At 39.6% G+C, this 22,640-nt stretch carries 17 protein-coding genes and 1 tRNA gene; 9 read left to right on the forward strand and 9 right to left on the reverse strand.

Features of this window, described 5'->3' with window-relative positions; translation table 11 throughout:
• Window positions 1–83: 83 nt before the first annotated feature.
• Together MB380_RS11095 and MB380_RS11100 are read left to right on the forward strand one after the other, a co-directional pair.
• The gene (locus MB380_RS11095; protein ID WP_253522263.1) at window positions 84–716 is read left to right on the forward strand and encodes an L-threonylcarbamoyladenylate synthase; all 633 of its coding nucleotides are present in this window, start codon (window positions 84–86) and stop codon (window positions 714–716) included.
• Between the two features lie 275 nt (window positions 717–991).
• Window positions 992–1,924: an SPFH domain-containing protein gene (locus MB380_RS11100; protein WP_253522267.1), complete on the forward strand. Its 933-nt coding sequence runs from the start codon at window positions 992–994 to the stop codon at window positions 1,922–1,924.
• A 37-nt stretch (window positions 1,925–1,961) separates the two neighbouring features.
• Here MB380_RS11100 and MB380_RS11105 read toward each other — a convergent pair whose 3' ends face one another.
• Both MB380_RS11105 and MB380_RS11110 read right to left on the reverse strand, forming a co-directional pair.
• Complete coding sequence (locus tag MB380_RS11105) at window positions 1,962–2,567, reverse strand: LysE family translocator (RefSeq protein ID WP_253522270.1); 606 nt, start codon at window positions 2,565–2,567, stop codon at window positions 1,962–1,964.
• Window positions 2,568–2,588: 21 nt separating this feature from the next.
• Window positions 2,589–3,146, reverse strand: a complete 558-nt coding sequence (locus MB380_RS11110) for an NUDIX hydrolase (protein ID WP_253522272.1) — start codon at window positions 3,144–3,146, stop codon at window positions 2,589–2,591.
• A 597-nt stretch (window positions 3,147–3,743) separates the two neighbouring features.
• Between MB380_RS11110 and MB380_RS11115 the strand changes: the two genes are divergently transcribed.
• From MB380_RS11115 to MB380_RS11125, 3 genes are all read left to right on the forward strand, one after another.
• A complete protein-coding gene (locus MB380_RS11115; RefSeq protein ID WP_253522274.1) occupies window positions 3,744–6,998 on the forward strand; it encodes a TonB-dependent receptor in 3,255 nt (1,084 codons plus the stop codon).
• 28 nt (window positions 6,999–7,026) lie between these two features.
• Window positions 7,027–8,796, forward strand: coding sequence for a RagB/SusD family nutrient uptake outer membrane protein (locus tag MB380_RS11120; RefSeq protein ID WP_253522276.1), 1,770 nt, complete (start codon window positions 7,027–7,029; stop codon window positions 8,794–8,796).
• Between the two features lie 130 nt (window positions 8,797–8,926).
• Window positions 8,927–10,453: a c-type cytochrome domain-containing protein gene (locus MB380_RS11125; protein WP_253522278.1), complete on the forward strand. Its 1,527-nt coding sequence runs from the start codon at window positions 8,927–8,929 to the stop codon at window positions 10,451–10,453.
• Window positions 10,454–10,462: 9 nt separating this feature from the next.
• Here the strand turns inward: MB380_RS11125 and MB380_RS11130 are convergent, their stop codons facing one another.
• Complete coding sequence (locus tag MB380_RS11130; protein ID WP_253522280.1) at window positions 10,463–12,025, reverse strand: GH3 auxin-responsive promoter family protein; 1,563 nt, start codon at window positions 12,023–12,025, stop codon at window positions 10,463–10,465.
• Window positions 12,026–12,132: 107 nt separating this feature from the next.
• Complete coding sequence (gene surE, locus MB380_RS11135) at window positions 12,133–12,900, reverse strand: 5'/3'-nucleotidase SurE (RefSeq protein ID WP_253522282.1); 768 nt, start codon at window positions 12,898–12,900, stop codon at window positions 12,133–12,135.
• Between the two features lie 129 nt (window positions 12,901–13,029).
• Between surE and MB380_RS11140 the strand changes: the two genes are divergently transcribed.
• Entirely contained in the window at window positions 13,030–13,539 is a 510-nt protein-coding gene (locus tag MB380_RS11140; protein ID WP_253522285.1) for a GNAT family N-acetyltransferase, read from the forward strand.
• Here MB380_RS11140 and MB380_RS11145 read toward each other — a convergent pair.
• Together MB380_RS11145 and MB380_RS11150 are read right to left on the reverse strand one after the other, a co-directional pair.
• Window positions 13,534–14,091 carry a YdeI family protein gene (locus MB380_RS11145; protein ID WP_253522286.1) on the reverse strand — a complete coding sequence of 186 codons (558 nt, stop codon included), beginning with the start codon at window positions 14,089–14,091 and terminating at the stop codon, window positions 13,534–13,536. The two genes, MB380_RS11140 and MB380_RS11145, sit on opposite strands and share 6 nt — an antisense overlap.
• A gap of 114 nt (window positions 14,092–14,205) precedes the next feature.
• A complete protein-coding gene (locus MB380_RS11150) occupies window positions 14,206–15,240 on the reverse strand; it encodes a rhodanese-related sulfurtransferase (RefSeq protein WP_253522289.1) in 1,035 nt (344 codons plus the stop codon).
• 134 nt (window positions 15,241–15,374) lie between these two features.
• Here MB380_RS11150 and MB380_RS11155 point away from each other — a divergent pair, with 134 nt between their 5' ends.
• Window positions 15,375–16,016: a deoxynucleoside kinase gene (locus MB380_RS11155; protein ID WP_253522291.1), complete on the forward strand. Its 642-nt coding sequence runs from the start codon at window positions 15,375–15,377 to the stop codon at window positions 16,014–16,016.
• A 15-nt stretch (window positions 16,017–16,031) separates the two neighbouring features.
• On the opposite strand, the gene MB380_RS11160 is transcribed toward MB380_RS11155, so the two are convergent.
• Both MB380_RS11160 and MB380_RS11165 read right to left on the reverse strand, forming a co-directional pair.
• A complete protein-coding gene (locus MB380_RS11160) occupies window positions 16,032–17,504 on the reverse strand; it encodes an LptF/LptG family permease (RefSeq protein WP_253522293.1) in 1,473 nt (490 codons plus the stop codon).
• Between the two features lie 79 nt (window positions 17,505–17,583).
• Window positions 17,584–17,967 (reverse strand): START-like domain-containing protein, encoded by a 384-nt coding sequence (locus MB380_RS11165; protein ID WP_101726918.1) that lies wholly within the window; start codon window positions 17,965–17,967, stop codon window positions 17,584–17,586.
• Between the two features lie 204 nt (window positions 17,968–18,171).
• Between MB380_RS11165 and MB380_RS11170 the strand changes: the two genes are divergently transcribed.
• Together MB380_RS11170 and MB380_RS11175 are read left to right on the forward strand one after the other, a co-directional pair.
• A tRNA-Met gene (locus tag MB380_RS11170) sits at window positions 18,172–18,245 on the forward strand.
• 852 nt (window positions 18,246–19,097) lie between these two features.
• A complete protein-coding gene (locus MB380_RS11175; protein ID WP_253522295.1) occupies window positions 19,098–20,699 on the forward strand; it encodes an HTH domain-containing protein in 1,602 nt (533 codons plus the stop codon).
• Here the strand turns inward: MB380_RS11175 and MB380_RS11180 are convergent.
• A complete protein-coding gene (locus MB380_RS11180; protein ID WP_253522297.1) occupies window positions 20,691–22,574 on the reverse strand; it encodes a sigma 54-interacting transcriptional regulator in 1,884 nt (627 codons plus the stop codon). The genes MB380_RS11175 and MB380_RS11180 overlap by 9 nt on opposite strands.
• Window positions 22,575–22,640: the final 66 nt, after the last annotated feature.

Genomic DNA, 22,640 nt, shown 5'->3' on the forward strand with positions numbered 1-22,640 from the left:
TAAAAAGGTTCGAAGAAAACTTTACTTCGAACCTTTTTGTTTTATACCCAAGTACGCAAACTGAACCACAATAAATTAAGATAATGCCTGCTGAAATCATCGAAATATTTCCGGATAACCCTGATATGCGTAAAATACGTCAGGTAGTAGATGCCCTTAAAGAAGGTGCCATTGTAATATACCCGACAGATACCGTTTACGCAATGGGCTGCGATATTTTTAATACGCGTGCCGTTGAACGCCTCTGTAAAATAAAGGGAATAAAGCCTCAGCAGAATAATTTTTCTATTGTTTGCCATGACCTGAGCAACATTGCCACTTATGCCAGAGTTTCTAACACGGCGTTCAGGTTAATGAAGAGGGCTTTCCCCGGGCCTTTTACGTTTATTCTGCCAGCCACCGGCGATTTGCCCAAAATTATGCAGACCAAGCGTAAAACCATAGGAGTCAGGGTGCCAGACCATGAAATTCCGCAGAAAATAATTGAAATGCTGGGTAACCCAATTATTACTACTTCAGTAAAAGATGATATTGACGACATCATTGAGTACCCCAATGAAATAGAGGTGATTTACGACCAGAACAAAGAAAAGGCCGATATTATTATTGATGGTGGCTGGTGTGGTATTGAAGCATCAACCGTTGTGCTGGCCATTGATGACGACTTTGAGGTTATCAGAGAAGGCCTGGGCGATTTTGAGGAAATAAACCGATAAGGGAAATAAGCAGCCAAAAGTGGCTGGTTTTATACAGTAATAAGGTCGATAAATTTGTGTATAAACCCTGATAGTGGCTTTAAATGGCTTAAGTTGAGTAATTGTTTCCGGTAATTCAATTTTTTTGTTACATCTTACAGAAAATTTACTTTATTAATCTGTGTACCTGATATCCATATAAAAAGGCTGAAATTACCATTTATCAACAAATATTTTTTGGTTTGTGTAAGTATTATACCTTTGAAACAACATTCTTAACTAAACATTTTTAAATCATGGGTTACATCATTTTTGTCGTTCCGGTTATAGCCCTACTTTACCTTTCGGTAGTAATTGTACAACAGGGCAATGTGGCAGTTATTACAGTTTTTGGTAAGTATCAGCGCATCATGTCACCGGGTCTTAACTTCAAGATTCCGTTTGTTGAATACGTTTTTCGTACCATTTCTATTCAGAACCGCTCGGTTGAGTTGCAATTTCAGGCCATTACCAACGATCAGGCCAATGTTTACTTTAAAGCCATGCTTTTGTATACAGTAACCGACCAACAGGAAGAATCTATCAAAAACGTTGCTTTTAAATTTATTGACCAGTCCAACTTTATGCAAGCGCTGGTGCGTTCAATTGAAGGCTCTATCCGCAGCTTTGTAGCTACAAAAAAACAAGCGGAGATTCTGAGCCTGAGAACCGAGATTGTGTCTGACGTAAAAGAAAACCTCGACCACATTCTGCTAGGCTGGGGGTATCATCTGATTGACCTGCAGATAAACGATATTACATTTGACGACGAAATTGTGCGCTCTATGGCTAAAGTGGTGGCATCTAATAACTCAAAGGCCGCTGCCGAAAACGAAGGCCAGGCTTTGTTAATTACCAAAACTAAAGCGGCAGAGGCAGAAGGCAACTACATCAGGATTCAGGCTGAGGCAGAAAGAGAGGCAAGCCGTTTAAGAGGCCAGGGGTTGGCGCAGTTTAGGGAAGAGGTGGCCAAAGGTATGGCTGTGGCCGCCAAAGAAATGGAAAAAGCAAACCTTGACTCTTCGTTGATTCTGTTTTCACTTTGGACGGAGTCGCTGAAACATTTTGCCGAACAAGGTAAAGGCAACGTGATTTTCCTTGATGGCTCGGTTGATGGAATGGAACGCACCATGAAACAAATGATGGCCATGCAGCAGAAAGAAAGCAATGAGAAAGGTATAAAAAAATAGGGAGGTTATCAGGGGATAGGGCATATCCCCTGATAATTCAGAAAATATCGTAAATGAGCTTCATTCCGATACCTATGAAAATAATACCAGAAAAATATTTGATACGCTGAATGGTATTATTATTCATTTTGTTTTTGATTTTATGGGCAAAAATAGCAAAGGCCGACTCCATAACGAATATCATCACTACGCAGGTTGTAAAAAAGGCAGTTTCGTCATAAATATCATACTTATAGCCTTTTAGCGTTGCCGAAACTACCATCCAAGATATAAAATTGACCGGATTGATTACGTTAAGCAAAAAGCCCTTCCCAAAAAAATAAAAGAACCTTGCCAGTTTAAAATCCTGAACACCGGCCGGTGGCTTTGTGTTTCTGAACTGCGCAATGCCCAGCCCAACCAGTAGTAAAGACCCAAAAACTCTTGAAATGGTGGCAAAGTGGGGTATGTCTGGCAAAAAAGAAGTACCCAGATAGGCAATGGTTATCATGATGATATCGCCAAATATTACTCCCAGAGATATTTTAACGCCGGCCATGTAGCCGTAATCAAGGCTTGTCTGAATAAGTGCAAAGAAAACACTGCCAAAACCGAAACTTAATACTACTCCTGTTGCAAAGCCTAAAGAAATCGCTTCAAGCATATTGGTGTTAATTTGTTAGGTTTATAATTGCTGCGGAAACTTCAGCAACATGGTTTTTAGGATACCTGCCACGCTGATTGAATCAGTTATTTCATCTTTCATAACCATTTCGTAAGCCTGACGTAACGGAATTTTTCTGATTTGCAGTTGCTCGGTTTCTTCAGGCTGGCTGTTTCCCTGTGTCAGCCCTTCGGCCAGATAAATATAAGCCACTTCTTTGCAAACAGAGTTAGAGGTATGTAGTTTTGAAATCATGGTCCACTGTTCGGCCACCAGACCTGTCTCTTCCAGAAGTTCACGTTTGGCCGACTCCAGCATATCTTCTCCTTCCGGGCTTCCGCCTTCCGGTATTTCCCATGAATATTCTTCAAGCGGAAAACGGTACTGGCCAACCAGCCAGGTATATCCTTCGCTATCTACCGGTACAATTCCGATAGCAATATTTTTAAAGTGTACTGTTCCGTAAATGCCTTTACCACCGTTCGGGTTAAGCACATTCTGATGTACCACCTGAATCCAGTTATTATCATATTTTACCTCGGTGTCGAGGATTGTCCAGGGATTATGTTTTTCATTCATGCAGCGAAATTAAGACTTTTTATGATAGCGAAAAAGTCAGGATATAAAAAGCCTTAACTAAAAAACAATTGTACTGCATTCGGGTTGATGCAACCTTCTTTTGTGTCTGATTACCCTGCGCGCCGGCATTCAATCAGCCGTGTAATTTGTCTTTATTACCATATTATACTTTTTATATTAATCATATAAAACTAAAACCTATTTAAAGCCTTAAAAAAACAACAATGGCGAGGCATTGAATCATTACTTGACGGTCTAATTGTCTAGACAAGTAATTGTCAAATTGACACTTTATTGATACCGATAAGTAAACGACAAATATTTGTAAATCTGGCTTAAAACAACAATTTAAAACGTTTGCATAGAAAAAATAAAAATTTCTTGCTACAACTATTTTTATATTAACTCTTAATATAATACTATTGTAATGTTTTTAGTATTGCATTCAACCCTAACAGATTTCATCCTTCTTTTTCCAGACTAAACGGGCGTCTAAAAACCAATTATCCCTTAAACCTTGAAAATAAAGTTTGCTAAACTTTAGACTGAATCGTAATATTATTACGCTTTTTTATTAACCTAATTTTATATTTTTTCATGAAACAATCCTACTCTGTTTCTATCAGAGCGAGAGCTCTGATTATGCTGTTTTTTGTCCTCGGGACCTCTGCATTCGCCCAAAGAAAAATCACAGGAAAGGTTCTTGATGCTGAAGCCCAAATGGGTTTGCCGGGTGTAACGGTTCTCTTGAAGGGCGCTACGAAAGGTACATCAACTGACGCCAACGGTAATTTTACGTTGGATGTTCCGCAAAATGGCGGAACGCTTGTTTTCTCTTCTATAGGGTATGAAACCAAAGAAGAAGTAATCGGTAACCGCTCTGAGGTAAACGTTTCGTTAATGTCTGACACCAAGACACTTAACGAAGTTGTTGTAACGGGTTATGCTTCTCAGCGCAAGAAAGACATTACCGGTGCCGTAACTGTGGTAGGAGCAAAAGAACTAACCGCCACACCTACCGCCAGCGTAACACAAATGTTACAAGGTAGAGCCTCTGGTGTAACCGTTGGTAACGACAACTCTCCGGGTGGTGGTACCATGGTTCGTATCCGTGGTTTTGGTTCAGTTAACAACAACAGCCCTCTTTATGTAATTGACGGTGTGCCTACTCAAGGTACCCTGAACCAGATTAACCCGAACGATATTGAGTCGATGCAGGTATTGAAAGATGCATCTGCTGCATCAATCTACGGTGCTCGTGCAGCCAACGGGGTTGTGATTATCACTACCAAAAAAGGTAAACCAGGTGAGCCAAGCATCTCATTTGATTTTTATACAGGTACACAAAGACCTGGTAAAATGCTTGATTTATTGAATACCAAAGAATTAGGCGAATACTTGTACCGTGCTGATGTTGGAGCAGGTAAAACACCTTGGACCACCTCACCATCAGTACAATACAAATTTGCACAGGATGGTACGCAAACCGTGGCCGATTATATTTACCCTAACGTTTATGGTTCTTTGCCTGCAGGTATTACTTATACCAATGACATTGCAGACCCTAACCTGGGTAAAACGGCTTTCAATATTACTAAAGCCAACAAAGAAGGTACTAACTGGCAGGATGTAATCTTTGATCCGGCTCCGATCTCAAATTACCAGGTTGGTGCAACGGGTGGTACTAACAATGCTAAATATGCGGTTTCTGCCAACTATTTCAAACAAGATGGTATTCTGAGATACACGAAATATGACAGATACTCAGTTAGAGCAAACACTGAATTGAAAAAAGGAAGATTTACTTTGGGTGAAAACCTGACGGTGTCTTATGATGAAAGACAAGGTATTACGAACAACGACGAATCTAACCCGATTATGTTTGCTATCCGCGTTCACCCTATTATCCCTGTGTTTGATATTACCGGTGGCCCGACTGCTTTGGGTGGTACTAACAGCTCGCCTTACAATGGTTTTGCAGGTAGTAAAGGTGTAAACCTTGGTAACGCGCCTAACCCATTGGCCAGATTGTATCGTGAAAAAGACAACATCACCAAAGGAACGCACATTTTCGGTAACGTATTTGCTGAGTTAGACCTTATTCCGGGTTTAAAAGCAAGAACCAGTTTAGGTTTGGAGTATAACCAATACAACCGTTCAGAGTATTTTCACCGCGATATTGAAGCTGCTGAGGCAAGAGCCGCAAACAGCTTGAACGTTATCAATAACTATGACCGCTCAGTTACCTGGTTCAATACCTTAAACTATAACAAAGAAATTGGCTCTCATAGCTTCAATGTTCTGGTTGGTACTGAGGCCGTTACAACTTATGCGTTTGGTTTCCAGGCCAACAGAAGTGGTTTTGCATTTGACGATTTGGAGTATCGTTATCTTGACGCAGGTGCTGCAGCCGGTTTAAATAACTCAGGCGGTGGTGCTACGGTAAGTGCTTTGTTCTCTCAATTCGGCAAAGTAAACTATGCTTACAAAGATATATACCTGGCTGACTTCACGCTTCGTCGCGATGGTTCGTCACGTTTCTCGGCTGCTAACAGATACGGTATCTTCCCGGCGTTTTCAGTAGGGGTACGTTTGTCTGAATACGCATTCATGAAAGAGTTGAAATTCCTTAACGATATGAAAGTGCGCTTAGGCTGGGGTAAAACTGGTAACCAGTTGATACCTAACGTTTACAATGCCTATACACTTTATGCAGCAGACCCTATCAGAAATGCTTATGACATCAATGGTACCGGCTCATCAATTGTTGGTGGTTTTGACCTTGTTCAGTTTGGTAACCCTAACGGTAAGTGGGAAACAACAACTTCTACAAACATTGGTATCGATGCGGTGTTGTTTAACAGCAAACTTGAGTTTGTGTTAGACCTTTACAAACGTGTAACTTCTGATATGTTAACGCAGATTGCTATTCCAAGAACTGCAGGTACGGGTACTATACCTTATACCAACATTGGTGAGGTGCAAAATAAAGGTATTGACCTTGGCTTAAACTACCGCGATAAAATTGGCGATTTCCGTTACACAGTGGGTGTTAACTTCTCGCACTACAAAAACGAGGTTATTAAGTTGAATAATGACCCGAATGCTACCATATTTGGTTTCACTACGCGTCTTCCGGCAATTTCAGCCACCAAAGCGGGTTTACCAATTGCCAGTTATTATGGATATATTGTTGATGGTGTAATTAAAGATGATGCGGAAGCTGCTGCTGCTCCTAAATTTGGTTCCTATACAAGAGCCGGAACATTCAAGTTCAGAGACGTAAACGGTGACGGTGTAATTACAGCTGCCGACAGAACCATTATAGGTAACCCGCATCCTGACTTTACTTATGGTATCAATGTAAACCTGGGTTATAAAAACTGGGATCTGACCTTATTCGGACAAGGAAGCCAAGGCAACCAGATTTTCAACTATGTTAGATACTGGACAGACTTCAACACGTTCCAGGGTAACAGATCAAAAGATATGTTATATAAATCATGGCAAAAACCAGGTGATGATGCTAAACTTCCTCGTTTGAACTCTGGTGATGCAACCAGCCAGCAGGTATCTTCTTACTTCCTTGAAGATGGTTCTTATCTACGTCTGAAAAACATTCAGTTAACCTACTCATTACCAACCAGCCTTATTAAAAAAGCTGGTTTAGGCAGTGCTCAGGTTTATGTACAAGGACAAAACCTCTTTACAATTACCAAGTATACTGGTCTTGATCCAGATATTAACCTAAGAAGATCTGGTAATGACAACCAGGATATCCACATGGGTATTGATGAAGGCGCATACCCTGTTGCGAAATCATACTTAGTTGGTCTTCGTTTAGGATTCTAATTATCATTAATTACATTGACAAAAAAGAATGAAAAAAACATTAATTATAGCATTATTAGTCGTAACAAACTTTGCTTGTTCTGACTCGTTCTTCGACCTGAAGCCGCAAGGACGTGCTTCTCAAAGTCAGTTGAAGACCAAAAATGGAGTAAACGCTCTTTTAATTGGGGTTTATTCTTTGCTTGACGGTGTAGGTTCTGGTAATACCGGACGTACATCAACTGTATCAAACTACGTGTATGGTGGGGTAGCTTCTGATGATGCCGTAAAAGGTACTGATGCCGGTGACCAACCTGAGCAATCGTTTATTGAGCAATACAACTGGTTGGCAGATAACACTTATTTTCTTGGAAAATGGTGGGGTATGTATGATGGTGTTGCCAGAGCAAATGATGTAATTCAGGTAGTTGCCAGCCCGGATATCAGGGATATGACTGACGCTGAAAAAACTCAGGTGGTTGCAGAGGCTCGTTTCCTGAGAGGTTTCTACCATTTTGAATGTAAAAAAATGTGGAATAACGTTCCGTACATTGATGAGAAAATCTACAATGCTGCGGATCCAAACTCAACAAAAATACCTAATACGGAAGATATCTGGCCAAAAATTGAAGCTGACTTCGCTTTTGCTGCGCAAAACCTTCCTACTGTTCAATCTCAAAAAGGTAGAGCAAGCCAATGGGCTGCAAAAGCAATGTTGGCCAAAGCATATTTGTTTCAGAGAAAATGGGCGCCTGCTAAAGCATTGTTGGAGGATATCCTGAAAAACTCTGGTAAAAAATTAATGACTAACTATCATGATAATTACAGAAACATTTATAATAATAATGCTGAATCAATCTTTGAGGTTCAGTTCTCTGTAAATGATGGTACTAACGGTGATAACGGTAATGTGGGTGACAACCTGAACTGGCCATACTCTTCAACCGCACCGGGTAGAGGTTGCTGCGGATTTTATCAGCCGTCACATAACCTGGTAAATGCATTTAAAACTGACACAAATGGCTTGCCATTAATTGGCAACTCTGCTGATGGTACGCAGGATACTTACAACCAGGTTGACCTACCAAACGACCAGGGTATCAGTGCAAGTACTGCTTTCACGCTTGATAAATCGATTCCGGTTGACCCAAGACTTGACTGGACAGTTGGCCGCAGAGGTGTTAACTTCCTTGACTGGGGCCCGATGCCTGGTTCTACCTGGGTACGTGACCAGACTTATGCGGGGCCGTTCATTGGTAAAAAATGGATGTATTACCTTGCTGATGAAAACAGCTCAACGCACTCAACCAACAAACGTGCAGTTAACAATAACTTCAGAGTTGTTAAATTGTCTTCGGTAATTTTGTGGCTTGCTGAATGCGAAGTTGAACTTGGCAACCTTGGTGCTGCTGAAGGTTATGTTAATCAAATTCGTAACCGTGCTAAAAATGGTTCAGTACAAGATGCAACCGTAAATTACAAAGTTGAGCCTTATGCTGCCGGTACATTTGCCAGCAAAGGTGCAGACTTTGCAAGAAATGCAGTTCGTATGGAAACCCGTCTTGAGTTTGCAATGGAAGGCCACCGTTTCTTCGACCTTGTTCGTTGGGGAATTGCAGATAAAGTGTTGAACAAATATGCACAGGAAGAAGCGCTTCCAGGTAAAGAGCCATCAGGAAGAACTTTCACCAAACGTGGTTATATGGCAGGTAAAGTATTTACTGCTCCTAAAAATAACTACTTCCCGCTGCCACAGGATGAAATCCTGAACAGCCAGAAAGACGGAAAAGCTGTATTAGTTCAGAATCCGGGATATTAATCTCCTGAAATATAGATTTTTAAAAATAGCCAAAGCCGCGTGCTTTGGCTATTTTTTATTGGTATAATTTATTAACTTTGGATTATACTGTTACTACAAGCAGTTGTTTCAACCTTATCATTATTAGTTAATGGCACTCCTTACCGTTTCTGAATGGGCTGCTTTTTTTGGCCGGTTTCATCCATTACTTGTACATTTGCCTATTGGCTTTCTGCTTATTGCGGGTGTCTTTGAGTTACTTAAAATTACCGGCCGGTTAAGTATAAGCGCAGAAGTAATGCAAAGCATTCTGTTGCTGTCAGCCATAGGGGCAACTATGGCTTGTGTGGCCGGATACTTTCTTTCTCTGGAAGGAGGCTATGAAGCAGATATGCTTGAAGAACATAAAATGCAGGGAATATGGCTGGCTGTATTTTGCTGGCTGGCCTGGCTGGGAAAAAACAGATGGGTAAATGAAAGGGTGGGCCTTAGCAGTGTTTTGTATCTTCCGGCTTTGGTATTATCATTATTGCTTATGATTGCTGCCGGGCATCATGGCGGTAATCTGACACATGGTGAAACGTATCTGACTGAAAACACACCACAACCCGTGAGAGGCTGGTTGGGTATGCCAGACAAAAAAGAACCTGTGCAAGAAAATGATGAGAAGAAACCAAAAATCAAAAACATTCAGGAGGCACTGGTGTATCAGGATATCATCAAACCTATTTTTAAGCAAAAGTGTGAGTCTTGCCATAATGCCAATAAAATGAAAGGAGACTTGAGAATGGATGAAATTGAGCTGCTTAAAAAAGGAGGAAAGCACGGTAATATTTTTGTGGCAGGTAATACAGAAAAGAGTGAGTTTATAAAGAGAATAATCTTGCCGGAGACGGATGATGACCACATGCCTCCCAAAGGCAAAACGCAGATTACTGAAGATGAGCTGGCGCTACTAAAATGGTGGATAGAACAGGGAGCCACTTTTGATAAGAAGGTGCGGGAAGTGCAAACCCCCGAAACCATAAAACCTATTCTGGCTAAATTAGGCTCTGGCGCGGGTACTGCTTCATCGGCAGATAAAGTGCCTCAGGATAAATTTGAGATAGAAGAAAAACTTCTTAACGAAAGCGTTGATAAATTAGATGAGGGTTCTGCACAAGCAATAAAAAAGATCGGAGCTTTGATTCTGCCTTTTGCCCAGAATAACAATTACATAGAGATTAGTTTTATCAACAAACCTAAACTGACTGATAATGAAGTTTCTGTGATTACAAAAGCAAAAGACCAGACACTCTGGCTAAAACTGAGTAACACCCAGATAACAGATAAAGCCCTTGCCGAAGTTGCCAAGCTGACTAAACTTACACGCCTGCATCTTGAAAATACCAAAGTGACTGACAATGGGCTGTATCAGCTCAACCCCTTGGTAGGTCTGGAATATTTAAATCTCACGGGCAACAAAATAAGCGATTCGGGACTAAAAAATCTTAAAACGCTTATAAATCTGAAGAAGCTATACCTTTGGAAAACAGATGTTACCCCAAAAGGTGCTGAGGAACTAAGAAAAAGCCTGCCAAAACTGCAAATTGAGTTGGGTATGACAGAAGCGCAAATTGCTGATTTTTTGAAAGCAAAACCAAATGAAGTAAGTGACGATTTATATAAGAAAAAATAAAGGTTGGAGTTAAACTCCAACCTTCGGATAATTCTTGTTCACAAACTCTTCCCAATCTTCTAACTGCTTGCCTTTCAATACTCTTGGAAATTTGTGCTGCCCACCTTCTTTTCCTTTTTGCTTCATCCATTCATAAAATGCACTGGTTGGCAATACACGTAAAAATACATTCTTTAATGCATGGCCACGTTCAACGGCATAGTCGTCGTTCAGCTCACACAGTTTTTTATCTATCAGTTCGCAAAGTAAATTTTCATCAACTTTGCTGTCAGTTGCAACGTACCATTGATGGGCAAACAAAGGTGGGTGCTTCATACCAATTACTGTAAACTCACGCACATCAATGTCCATTTCTTTTGACACCAACTCTATGGCGTTGTTCATGTTATCTACAGAAAGGTGTTCACCACACAGACTAAGAAAATGCTTGGTTCGGCCGGTAATTTTTATCTCGGCTCTGGCTTTGTTGGTAAACTTAACGGTGTCGCCAATAAGATATCGCCAGGCACCGGCGCAGGTTGAAATCAGAAGGGCATAATCAACATCTTCTTGTACCTGATGTACCATTAGCGTTTCGGGTTTATCAACCACGTTGCCGTCTTCATCAAAATTATTTTCGTTAAACGGAATAAACTCAAAAAATATACCCTGGTTCAAAACAAGGCGCAGGTGGCCGTCGGGTCTGTCCTGGTAAGCCAGAAAACCTTCAGAGGCCATATAGGTTTCTATATAAATTACTGGTTTACCAAATAATTTTTCAAGACCTTGCTTGTAGGGTTCAAGAGAAACACCACCCCAGGCAAAAGCTGTAAGGTTGGGCCAAAGCTCATGAATATTTTTAAGATTGTAACGCTTGATTATTTTTTCGAGCAATATCGTATGCCAGGCAGGCACCCCGGCCAAAAAGCCAATATCCCAATACTGTGCATTTTCGGTAATTTCTTCCAGTTTGTTGGCCCAGTTTTTTTCTGCGGCAATTTTCTGACCCGGCTTATAGAAATTCTGAAACCAGAATGGGAGCGTACCAGTGGTTATTCCACTCAGGTCGCCTTCATAATGGGAATCTACTTCATTAAGAGCCGTGCTGCCACCCAGCATCAGGTAACCTTTTTCGTAAATGTTTGAAGGAAGCTCATTGTAATGGCCCAACGCAATAATCTGGTTGATACTTGTGCGCTGAATAGCCTTTATCATTTCTTTAGTTACGGGTATGGCCTTTGAGGCGGCGTCTGAAGTACCCGAACTTAAAGCAAAATATTTTACTCTTCCCGGCCAGCACACATTTTTTTCGCCGTTACGGGCTTTGTGCCACCATTCGGCATAAATTTTATTGTAGTCGTATATAGGAACAGATTCCTGAAACTTGGTGTAAAACTCATTACCTTTTTCAAAAATAGCTGTACTCAGAATCTCTTCAAAATTGTATTTCTCGCCGAACTGAGTATATCTGGCTTTGGCAACTAACTTTGTAAAAGCCTTTTTTTGCCATTTCTGAGGTTTTACCTTTCTTATTTTTTGTATTGTACTTGTAAACTTTATACTTCCTTTTAATAAACTTCCTAAGACTGCCATAATAATAAAGTTAGTAGTTGAAGTGTAAACAGAGGCAATTATTATATATTTCAGAAAGAATCTTTTCAAAACAGGTTAACAAACCCTAAATCACCCAATCATTTAATCTAAAGCTTCCACTTTTTCAAAGTTTTGATTTCCGGGTACGCTGTACGGTCATATTGTACCGGCACAATGGCTGCATAATTATTCTCCATAGCCCATATATCCGTATCCTGGCTGTCTGGTTCTCTATTCACAAAATCGCCACCCATCCAGAAGTATGGTCTGCCATATAAATCGGTGCGGGCATCAAATTCTTCGCGCCAGTAGCCGTTGGTTTGTCTGCAAATTTTAATGCCCTTGATAGGCTCATCAGATTTTACCGGAAAATTTACATTGAGCGCCGTATGTGGAGGAACGCCATTTTTTAAAGATTTTTCAACAATTTTTTTCAATAAACGTTTCGTGTGGCTAAAATCTGCATCATAGCGGAAATCATTTAAAGAAAAGCCAATGGCAGGAATACCCTCAATTGAGGCTTCCACAGCAGCCGACATGGTGCCGGAATAAAGCACAGAAACCGAGGCGTTCATGCCATGATTAATGCCGCTCACAACCAGGTCTATTTTTTTTCCTTTCAGAAAATGATGCTTGGCCAGTTTAACGCAATCGGCCGGAGTACCAGAACACTCGTAGGCTTCAACTCCTTCAAAAATCTTTGATTTTTTTATATGTATAGTACTATCAACTGTTATCGCATGGCCCATTCCTGAGTTGGGGCTGTCTGGCGCTACCACAAACACATCGCCGATTTTCTTTACTATATCAATTAAAACAGAAATCCCTTTTGATGTTATACCATCATCATTGGTTACTAAAATAAGTGGTTTCATATAGTTTTGTTAATATCACGCTCACGGGTACCCAAAATAAAGGCGCCTTTAGTAGAATGCAATTTTTATGCAAATTAACAAAATGTTATGTAAGCAGAGTTTATATTTGCAAAGAAAATTATACAAAGTATGAACCTGACCTACCGATTTGCCAATACTGAAGATGTTGCCCTGATTCGTGAAATTGCTGAAAAAACCTGGTTTGCAACTTATGTGCCTATTTTGGGCAAGGAGCAACCCCAATACATGTTTGATTTAATTTACAGCATTGAAGGTCTTGAAGAACAACTAAACGATGGCCAGGTTTTTGTTTTGCAGTTTTTGGCTGATGATACCGGACAGCAAATACCCGTTGCCTTTGCTTCTTATTCTATAAAAGATATTTCTATAAAGATTTATAAGCTAAACAAAATATACCTGAACCCTGATTACCAGGGAGGCGGCCTTGGCAAAAAACTGCTGGCAGAAGTTGAGAATGAGGTAAAAGGATTAGGAGGGGTTTGGCTCGATTTGAATGTAAACCGTTTCAACAAAGCCAGATTCTTTTATGAGAAAATGGGCTTTGAAATTATTGCAGAAGAGGATATTCCTATTGGAGATTATTTTATGAACGATTATATAATGCGCAAAAAGCTATAATCGTTCATTTTTTGCGCAGGCGTTTATTAATTTCTCAAGTCTGGAGCTTTGCGTTGCTTTTTGCTTGGCGCTTACCACCCAACGTGTCATTAGCTTTTTGTAATAGGGTGGTTGGTTCTGAAAAAACGCCCAGGCTGGTGGATTTTGTTGAAAGATTATCTCCATTTCGGCAGTAAAAAAAGTCTCTTCGGCTTGTTCGTAGGTGTAGACATTAGACTTGTGTTCTTTTCTTTTATGGTAGGCCTTTAGGCCGGCCGATTTTACCAGGCCTTTCGGAATCATCTCCTCCATTTTATTAATATTCACTGTACTCCAGTTACTACCCGGCTTACGAGGCGTGAATCTAATGCAATAGCTTTCATGGTTTACCGAACGGCGCACACCATCAATCCAGCCAAAACAAAGCGCCTGATCTACAGATTCAGACCACGTAAGGCTTGGCTTGCCTGAATCAACTTTATAAAAGCCAACTATCAGTTCGCTTTCTTTCTCGTGGTTCTCTTCCAGCCAATCCCTGAAATCTAACTGATGGGCAAAAAACTTAATTTCCATAATTGTAATGCTAATGCTAAGTAAGTACTAAATATAAAAAAACAGCCCCGAAACCAGACAGAATTTAATGAAAAATTCTTTAGTTTTTTCGGGGCTGCTGATATTTAATAAGGCTTACAAGCCCAGTTCTTCTACAATATGTAAATTTTTGGTGTTTTTCCGGGTTCTGAGTGCTATTTCGGGTTTATAGCCCTCAACTGTTTTGGCATAATAGCCGGTACCATTATAGATGCGTTTTCTTGGATTCTCCTTGCAGGCTACTGAGCAGGCGCCTTCCATTTCCCAGCCACATTTTTCGCAAATTGCCACGTGCTCGTTGCAATCGGGGTTAGCACAGTTAACCATGCGGTCGCACTCGGTGCCACAAATATGACATTTGGATATCACAACCGGATTCACCTTATTGACATCCGTAGTAAGGCGGTTATCAAATACATAACATTTGCCATCAAAATCTTCTCCGCCTTCTTCCAGACCATATTTGATAATACCGCCATGCAGCTGATACACATCAGTAAAACCCTGTGATAAAAGATAAGCGCTGGCCTTTTCGCATTTAATGCCTCCTGTGCAGTAGGTTATTACCTTTTTATTTTTGAGGTGTTCAATTTCATGCACGTGGTCGGGTAATTCACGCAGGTTCTCCATATCAAAGGTTATTGCACCTTTAAATTTACCCACAGAATGTTCGTAGTTTGAGCGCATATCTACCAGCACCACGTCTGGGTCATTCTTGATAATTTCCTTAAACTCATCAGGTTCAAGGTGTTTACCTGTTTGCTCTAATGGGTTAACCGGAAGTTCAGAATGTACAATTTCTTTTTTTATTCTTACATATAACTTAGTAAAGGCATGTGTTTCGTGGTTTTCTACCTTAAAATCAACCTTTGCAAATCTTGGGTCTGCCTTTACCCAGCTCATGTATTTTTCACAATCTTCAACCAGGCCTGAAACCGTTCCGTTTAATCCTTCCGGGGCAATCACAATTCTACCCAGAATATTGTTTTCGATACAGAACTGGTGGTGTATATCACGATACTCAACCACGTTTTCAATGGGAGCGTATATATAATAGAGTAAAACTGAATATTTACCCTTTGGCGTATGATTCGCCGGAATAGTTTGATGGTTTAATTCTATTGTGTTCATAAGTAATTCAATATTTCAAGGCGTAGACTTGATTTGAATGCTGCAAAATTACAAAAGTTATTTTTGATGTTCTATGATTTTAGTCATTTTAGCGTTTATTTTGAAAAATTATCTGAATTTTAATTACTATATAAATGCATATTGCGATTACCGGGAATATCGGGGCAGGAAAAACAACACTGGCCACTAAGCTGGCCGAACACTACGGTTGGGATGTTTTATTTGAAGCTGTTGAGGGCAATCCATACCTGCCGCCTTTTTATGAAGATATGGAGAAGTGGTCGTTTCATTTGCAGATTTATTTTCTGAACAGCCGGTTTGAGCAGGTATTGAAAATCAAGAAGCTAACCGAAGATAAAACCATAGTGCAAGACAGGTCAATTTATGAAGATGCCTATATTTTTGCTCGCAATTTATACGAATCCGGCAAGTTTAACGAAACGGATTATCAAACATACACTGGTTTATTTAATACTATTACTCAGGCGATTTCTCACCCGGACCTGATGATTTATTTACGTGCCGATTTGCCAAAACTACAAAGGCAGATTTTGAAACGCAACCGTGATTTTGAAAGAAACATAGACCCGGCATACCTGATAAGCCTTAACAAACTCTATGAAGATTTTGTAAACCTGTACACTCACGGAAAGCTATTGATAATAGATGTCAATAACCTTGATTTTGCCGAAAACGAGAGCGATTTTATGGGCATAATAGACCAGATAGATAAAAACATTAATCTGGGTACTCAGCTGGAAATCAAACCTTTATGATAAAAAAAGCCTGAATCAGGCAGAAGGGATGGATGCCTTCCGTCTGAATCTGGCTTTGAAATAGGTTTTCGCTTTATCAATGTAAATATCGTAGATGTCGCTGTCAAACAAACGGGCATCGTTGGTGGCCTTGTATAAAAAGTAGATACCAAAGAGAAGTAATATTAAGTCGGGCATCCAGACCCCGATAATTACGTAAACAATGCTTTCTTTTGCATATTTGTCTCCGAGCTGCATCAATACATACATTAATATAAAGAAAGTGATGGATATCAGCACCGGCATTCCGAAGCCACCTTTCTTGATAATTGAGCCAAGCGACGAGCCAATCAGGAACATTACAAAGCAGGCAAATGCCATTGTAAACTTGTGCCAACGCTCAACATCGGCCTTATTGGCGTCTTTAGTTTTACTTTTCCAGATATCCAGATTGGTTTTGTAGTGGTCCTGTACGCTTTTGGCCTGGTTAAAAGCCGACTCAAACACTTCAAGCACCTTGGTTGAGTCATTCTGGGGTTTCATTCTTTCATCAATCCATTTACCGGCCAGTATTACCTTTTTATGCGTGGTGTCTTTATAAATACGTTTTAGATGATGGTTGTAGTATTGGTCCATCGTAGCCAGTTGAACCCTGTTGGTGGTTTCTATTTCTTTATGAATTGAATCTACCTGTTGTGCAAGGCCCTTCACATCTTTCATGAACTCATGGTATTTGAACTGAGATTCGTCTGTTCTTTTCATACCAAAAGACTCCAGCGGAAAAACCAGCCGGTTTTTCTTGAATGAGTTTTTTACAAACTGCGTTTCGTTATTGCTACCACTCTGGGCATTCTTGTAGTCCATGTAATTGGTACCATTAAATAGCTCAAAAACCAGATAATTGTTATTGAGCATGGTGTACATTTTGCCAGAATCTGCAATGGTAACATTAATGTTGCCCTCGTTGCTGGTATGGTTATAGATGGTTATGCCCTTCAGGGTTTTGCCATCCGGAAACTTCTCCTGTACTTTTATTTTATAACCAGGCAGCTCGCCATAAAAAATACCTTCTTTTATATTTAGGGTTACTTTGGTGGTTTTAACGTCATACAATAAACTATAGCCCTTCAGATTGGCCCACGGAGCCACCGTATTATTGAACCAGAACGAAAATATGCTCACACCAAAGGCAAATACAAGCGTTGGAAAAAGCACCCGCCAGATAGGAATACCCGATGCCTTAATAGCTGTAAGCTCAGAATGCTCGCCCAGATTACCAAAACACATTAAAGAGGCAAGCAATGTTGCCAAGGGTAATGATATAGGAACCGTTATGAGAGAGAAATAAACAAAAAGTTTCAGGAAAACGTCATAGCCCAGGTCTTTACCAACAAAATCGTTGAAGTAAAGCATCAGGAAACGCATTAAAAAAATAAAAACTACCACGCAGGTAGTTAATATAAATGGTCCGATAAAAGACTTTATTACTAAAGAATCTATTTTCTTCATTAAAGAAATAAACAATTGCCTGCGCAAAATTCGTCATTGAATTTTGTTTGCACAAGCTGTTTAAGCATATTTAACAAAATTATCCGCCTACTATCTCTCTCAGTTTATCAATCATGCCATCCCACAAATCGCTTAGCTCTTCTTCGTCGGTGTTGTCTGAGCAGTCAATAACCTTAAAGAAAGTGGCATTGGTAAGTTCGCTTTGCTCTAATTTAAACTCCACGAAATTACCGCGCTGTTCTTCATTCAGAAAATCAAATTTGGTGGCTTTATTCATTCTTTGCGAACTAAGCCTGGCCGGGTGGCTTTCGTTATCCCACACAAAATCAAAGTTGCCATCGTTCACGTACTTTACTTTAGAAGCGAACCACTGTTGCAAACCTGAAGGCGTGCTGATGTATTGATACAAGACTTTAGGCGAAGCCTTAAATTCATACTCCCGTGTAAACTTAAATTTTCCCATATCAAGTAGTTTGTTGGTTAATCACCCAGGCTATATAGAAACCCAGCGTGAATGAATCATTATTTAAAGAATTTGTATAATTTTTCCTTAAAATTAAGGTTGGTGAATTTTATTTTTTGCAATGTATGAAAACTTTCCCTAATATTGCAACATAATATTAAAACAGGGGCTCGCAAGAGCATTTTTTTTTAATAATTATTATTTGGCGGGGTAGCTCAGATGGTTAGAGCGTAGGATTCATAACCCTAAGGTCGGCAGTTCGATCCTGCTCCCCGCTACTAGTTTGCAATTGAGGCATTTCAGGTTAAAACCTTGTAATGCCTCTTTTTTTTGCTATATATTACAACAGTGTCTGGTTGGACTTCAATTGTTATTTTTTTAGGATAAAAAATTGAAACTGCCGTAAATATTGACTCATTGAGTTACAATGCAAGACATGGCCTGGTTAAATTTTATGCAAAAGTAATGAATTTTTCAGCCTGCTAATTAGAATACTGATTATCAGTTAATTAAGTTTCAATATTGTAATAAATAAATGTTTCAGGTGAATATACGTAAGAAATAGGTGATAAACTGTTTTCTTGATATCTGAATAAATTCCCTTTTTAAAATCAGGATGTTTTCCGCCCGTTTTTAGAGTACCTGAAGCTATCCTTACGCATTTAAATGTGGTAATTTTTTAGATTTTGTATTCTTAATGTACTCCATTTTATTTACAAAGTAAGGGAAACATCATTCCGTCCGCCTTATATGAATGGTTTTTTGAACATTAAAATACTTAATTAAAATAACGCATTTTAATTAAATATAAAATATAAAGCGCAATAAACAAGCCAAATATTTAATTTATTAGCACAGGTAACAAATTTTTTGCGTATTTTTTTACCCGATATACAATTGGGCGTAACACCAACTTTTAGAATCAACATTTTTTAAATTTAGATGATTGTTGATTTTTTTGACAAAAGCCAGGTATTTTAAATAATTGCCTTTTATATAATGCCAGCCATATGAAAACTAAAACTAACCTGTTTAAGTGCTTATTTAGCACATAAAAAGCTGATATTCACCTGAATACAAGCAAAATGATTGAATCCTGAAACCTAATATCGATATAAATCTTAATACTAATGTTCTCCAGAGACTATATTCATTATCTGATAGAAAGAGGAAACGATGAGCAAACCCAATTAATTAATACAGACAGGAAGTTATCAGAGGCTTTTTTTTATACGTTATGCGCTTTTTTGAACACCAGCGGTGGAGAAGTGCTGATGGCCTATTCTTTTGATAAAGGTGTGATAGGGCTTACTGATAATGAAATTAAAATACTGGAAAAAAGTATGCTTGACGGCATAAATGATGCTGACAAGATACACCCAAAACCCAGACTGGTAATAAAACCTATCAGCTATGATAACGAAAAGCTATTGTATATAAAAATACCCAACAGCTATTCGGTGCATACATTAGATGGCACGTGGGTTTATGAACGCCGCGGGCCTAAAAATATTCAAATTGATAGTTTATCAGACCAGATTCGTATTCAGGAAAGAAAAAGGTTTTATTACCCCGACAATAAAATTATTAAATATGTAGATACCAGCCATTTTAATATGGATGTCTACAAAAAGGCTATGAATTTTCTGGCACAAACCAGGCCTTCGCACCCGTGGCTGAATATGGATTTTGAGCAGGTTACGAAGAGTTCGGGCTTGTGGAGAATGGACCTGGAAACCAGAGAAAGTGGTTTTACAGTGGCTGCAGTACTGCTTCTGGGTAAAGATGAGGTAATAAGGGGGATTTTTCCGAGTTTCAGGATTGATGCCATCAGAGAAAAAGATGGTTTTGAAGGCTATTATGACCGCGAAACCTTTACCACTAACCTGATAGACACTTATTACCAGTTAATGGATTTTGTGCGAAAGCATCTGCCAGACTTCTTTGTAATGAATAATGCCACGCGAGTGGGTATCAGAGACCTGATGTACAGAGAGATATTTATCAATTTTCTGACACATCAGGACTACAGCTCCGGGCTGCCTGCCAAATTTGCCATTACCCATACAGACAGCACTTTTACGGCCAACAGCAACCGCATGAACCGTAATACCGACATAGACCCCAACGATTACCAGCCGATGCCTAAAAACCCTATCATTGGCCGTTTTTTGCGTGAACTGGGCCTGGCAGAAGAGTTAGGGTTTGGGCTTAAAAAAATTGCTTCTTTTGTTAGTCAGTTCTCATCAGAAACTGCGCAGTTTCATGATGGTCCTACTTTTCTGGCATCTATACCGCCTTTAACCAAAAAAGCTGCACCAGAAGCAGAAAAGCAAGAAGAAAAAGATAACAAAACAGGAGAGAAGGCTCTTAAAAGAGCTGATAATCAACCAGTTAGCGCCAGTCAGCCGGGTAATACCCACACAGAAAAACAAAAAGAAAGCCCGTCTGGAACCGGGCCCCTTCAGATATTTGATGACTTGAGTGATACAAAAAAGGAAAGATTGTTTGATATCATACAGCTTTTGTCGCAAACGAAGCATACCAACACGCAGGTTTTAACAAAACAACTGGGGGTGTCAAGAGAAACAATAGCCAGAGAAGTCAAGATTCTTCGCGAACTCAGGCTTATTGAATTTAAAGGCGCCTTAAAAAACGGCTATTATTTATTAACTGACCGAGGGAATAACATTGCCGATTATTTAGCTCAAAACCGGTTTAATTCAAAATAAACTCCCGTTTGATTTCTGAAGTGCCGACACCTCTGCACCGTTTTCAGGCACATTGCTTTCAAATAATTCGGTATTTTCGCTCAGTATTTCGTTAAAAAAGGTTACTTTTCTCAGGAGCGGCCACTTCTCAGGGTGCAGATTCAATAAATATCTGGCAGCCAGCCTTTGCTGATTTACCTTACCGTTTTTGGTGTCTTTATAGCGGCTCACTGTCATACATTCGTTTTGCCGTTTTCTGCCTCTGGTAGACTTCTTCTCGGCTATCGAATCATGAAACTCACGATGCGCCATCTTGTCAAGTTCTACTACTTTTATTACCTCAAAATCAGTAAAGAATTCTTCGGCGGTTTTTTCAAGAAAATCAAGGTTTTTGCTGACAGTACTAATGGTTTTTGTATTCAAATGCAAACGATACAGCGCCAACTGAGGGGTATCTTGTTTAACTTCAAAACCTTTTTTGTAGGTGCCGAATATTTTTTCCATTTCAAAGCCGCGAATGACCGAGAACTCCGGTTTGGCCAGATTCATCAGATAAACATTCACAAAATGTTCGACAGATACAATGCCGTCCGGCCAGTTTTGTTTCGACAAAAATTCAATGGCCGTTTCATCTACAATAAATTCGGCTCCGGCATTTACCAATAAGTAATGGAAAATATACTTAAAGTCTTGCTCGCGCTCATGGAACATCGGAATTTTAACTACACTGCCTTGCAAAAGATAATTAAGCAGATGCCACTTAAACTCACCTTTGTTAATCATGGTGTGTAAATTTCTGGCTGCTCCGGCAATAAGTGTAAAGTCAATATCTACTCTGTGTTCTTTTAGAGAACCGCCAACCGGTGTAATGTAACCATTTTTAAGTGCAGCAAAAAGGGCCTCCTGATTGCTGATACTTAGCTGGTCTATATTGTTAATAAACAAAAAGCCCTGATTGGCCTGTTCCAGCTTGCCCAGTTTTTCTTTACCCTGGTTGGTTACATATCGGTTATTCATTATCCGCTTAAAATGCCCGAACGCCTCAGCTTCAAAATCTTCGTTACTGATTAAGGCGCAATCAAGCTCAATAAGAGGTACTTCATACGGCAGATTCTTAAATAAATATATAAACGTAACCAGATCTTTTATTTCGGCACCAGATTTACCATAAATAAGCATATTGCTGCCGGCGGCAATTGCCTGGCTGGTTTCTTCAAAAAATGTCTTTGTTTTCTTGCTGTTGCCAAGAAACGATTTTTCGAAGAATGGTATGCGTTTCAGAATGTCTTCATCATGTATATCTATGTCTTTAAAAAACATAGAACGGAAAATCTCACGCTCTTGTAAAAATATCTCTCTTTCTGATTTCAGGTACTTAAACAAAAAGCTGCCAGACTCTAATTTTTTACTTTCTGCCTCTCTTGAAACTTCCGACTTTGCCTTTTGTACTTCCTCGCTCAGTAAATTGATTTGGTCTTCCAGCTTTCGTTTGATCAGATTGTTTCTTTTCAAGGATTGTTCAACCCTAAATAAAATTGCCTTAAAAGCCGTAAACTGACTTTTTGAATCAATCTGGTAACGTTCAATGACATCAAACAAACCACCCTTACGATAAATCTCGAAAATATCTTCATAGCTGTCTCTGGGAGAGATAATCATAATAGTAGGCACCTCCGGGAAGTTACGGTGCAGCCCCCAGGCAAATTCAATACTCTGCTTGGTAGAAGAGAAGAAATGCTCGTCTATGATGATGGCATCAAATGAATACTTCGGGTTATCTAACAAATCGAAGATAACAGCATGATCCAGCTCAACATGGGTTGAGTGATTTTTTCTTAACCACGTTACGAAGTCTGTTCGTTCATGGAAGAATTTACCTGTTAATAATAATTGCATTAGAGGATAAGCACGAAATAGGATTTGCAAATAAACTTACTGCAAGTGATTGAAAATGAAATTTTT

This window comes from Emticicia sp. 21SJ11W-3 (assembly GCF_024138715.1).
Classification (GTDB): Bacteria; Bacteroidota; Bacteroidia; order Cytophagales; family Spirosomataceae; genus Emticicia; species Emticicia fluvialis.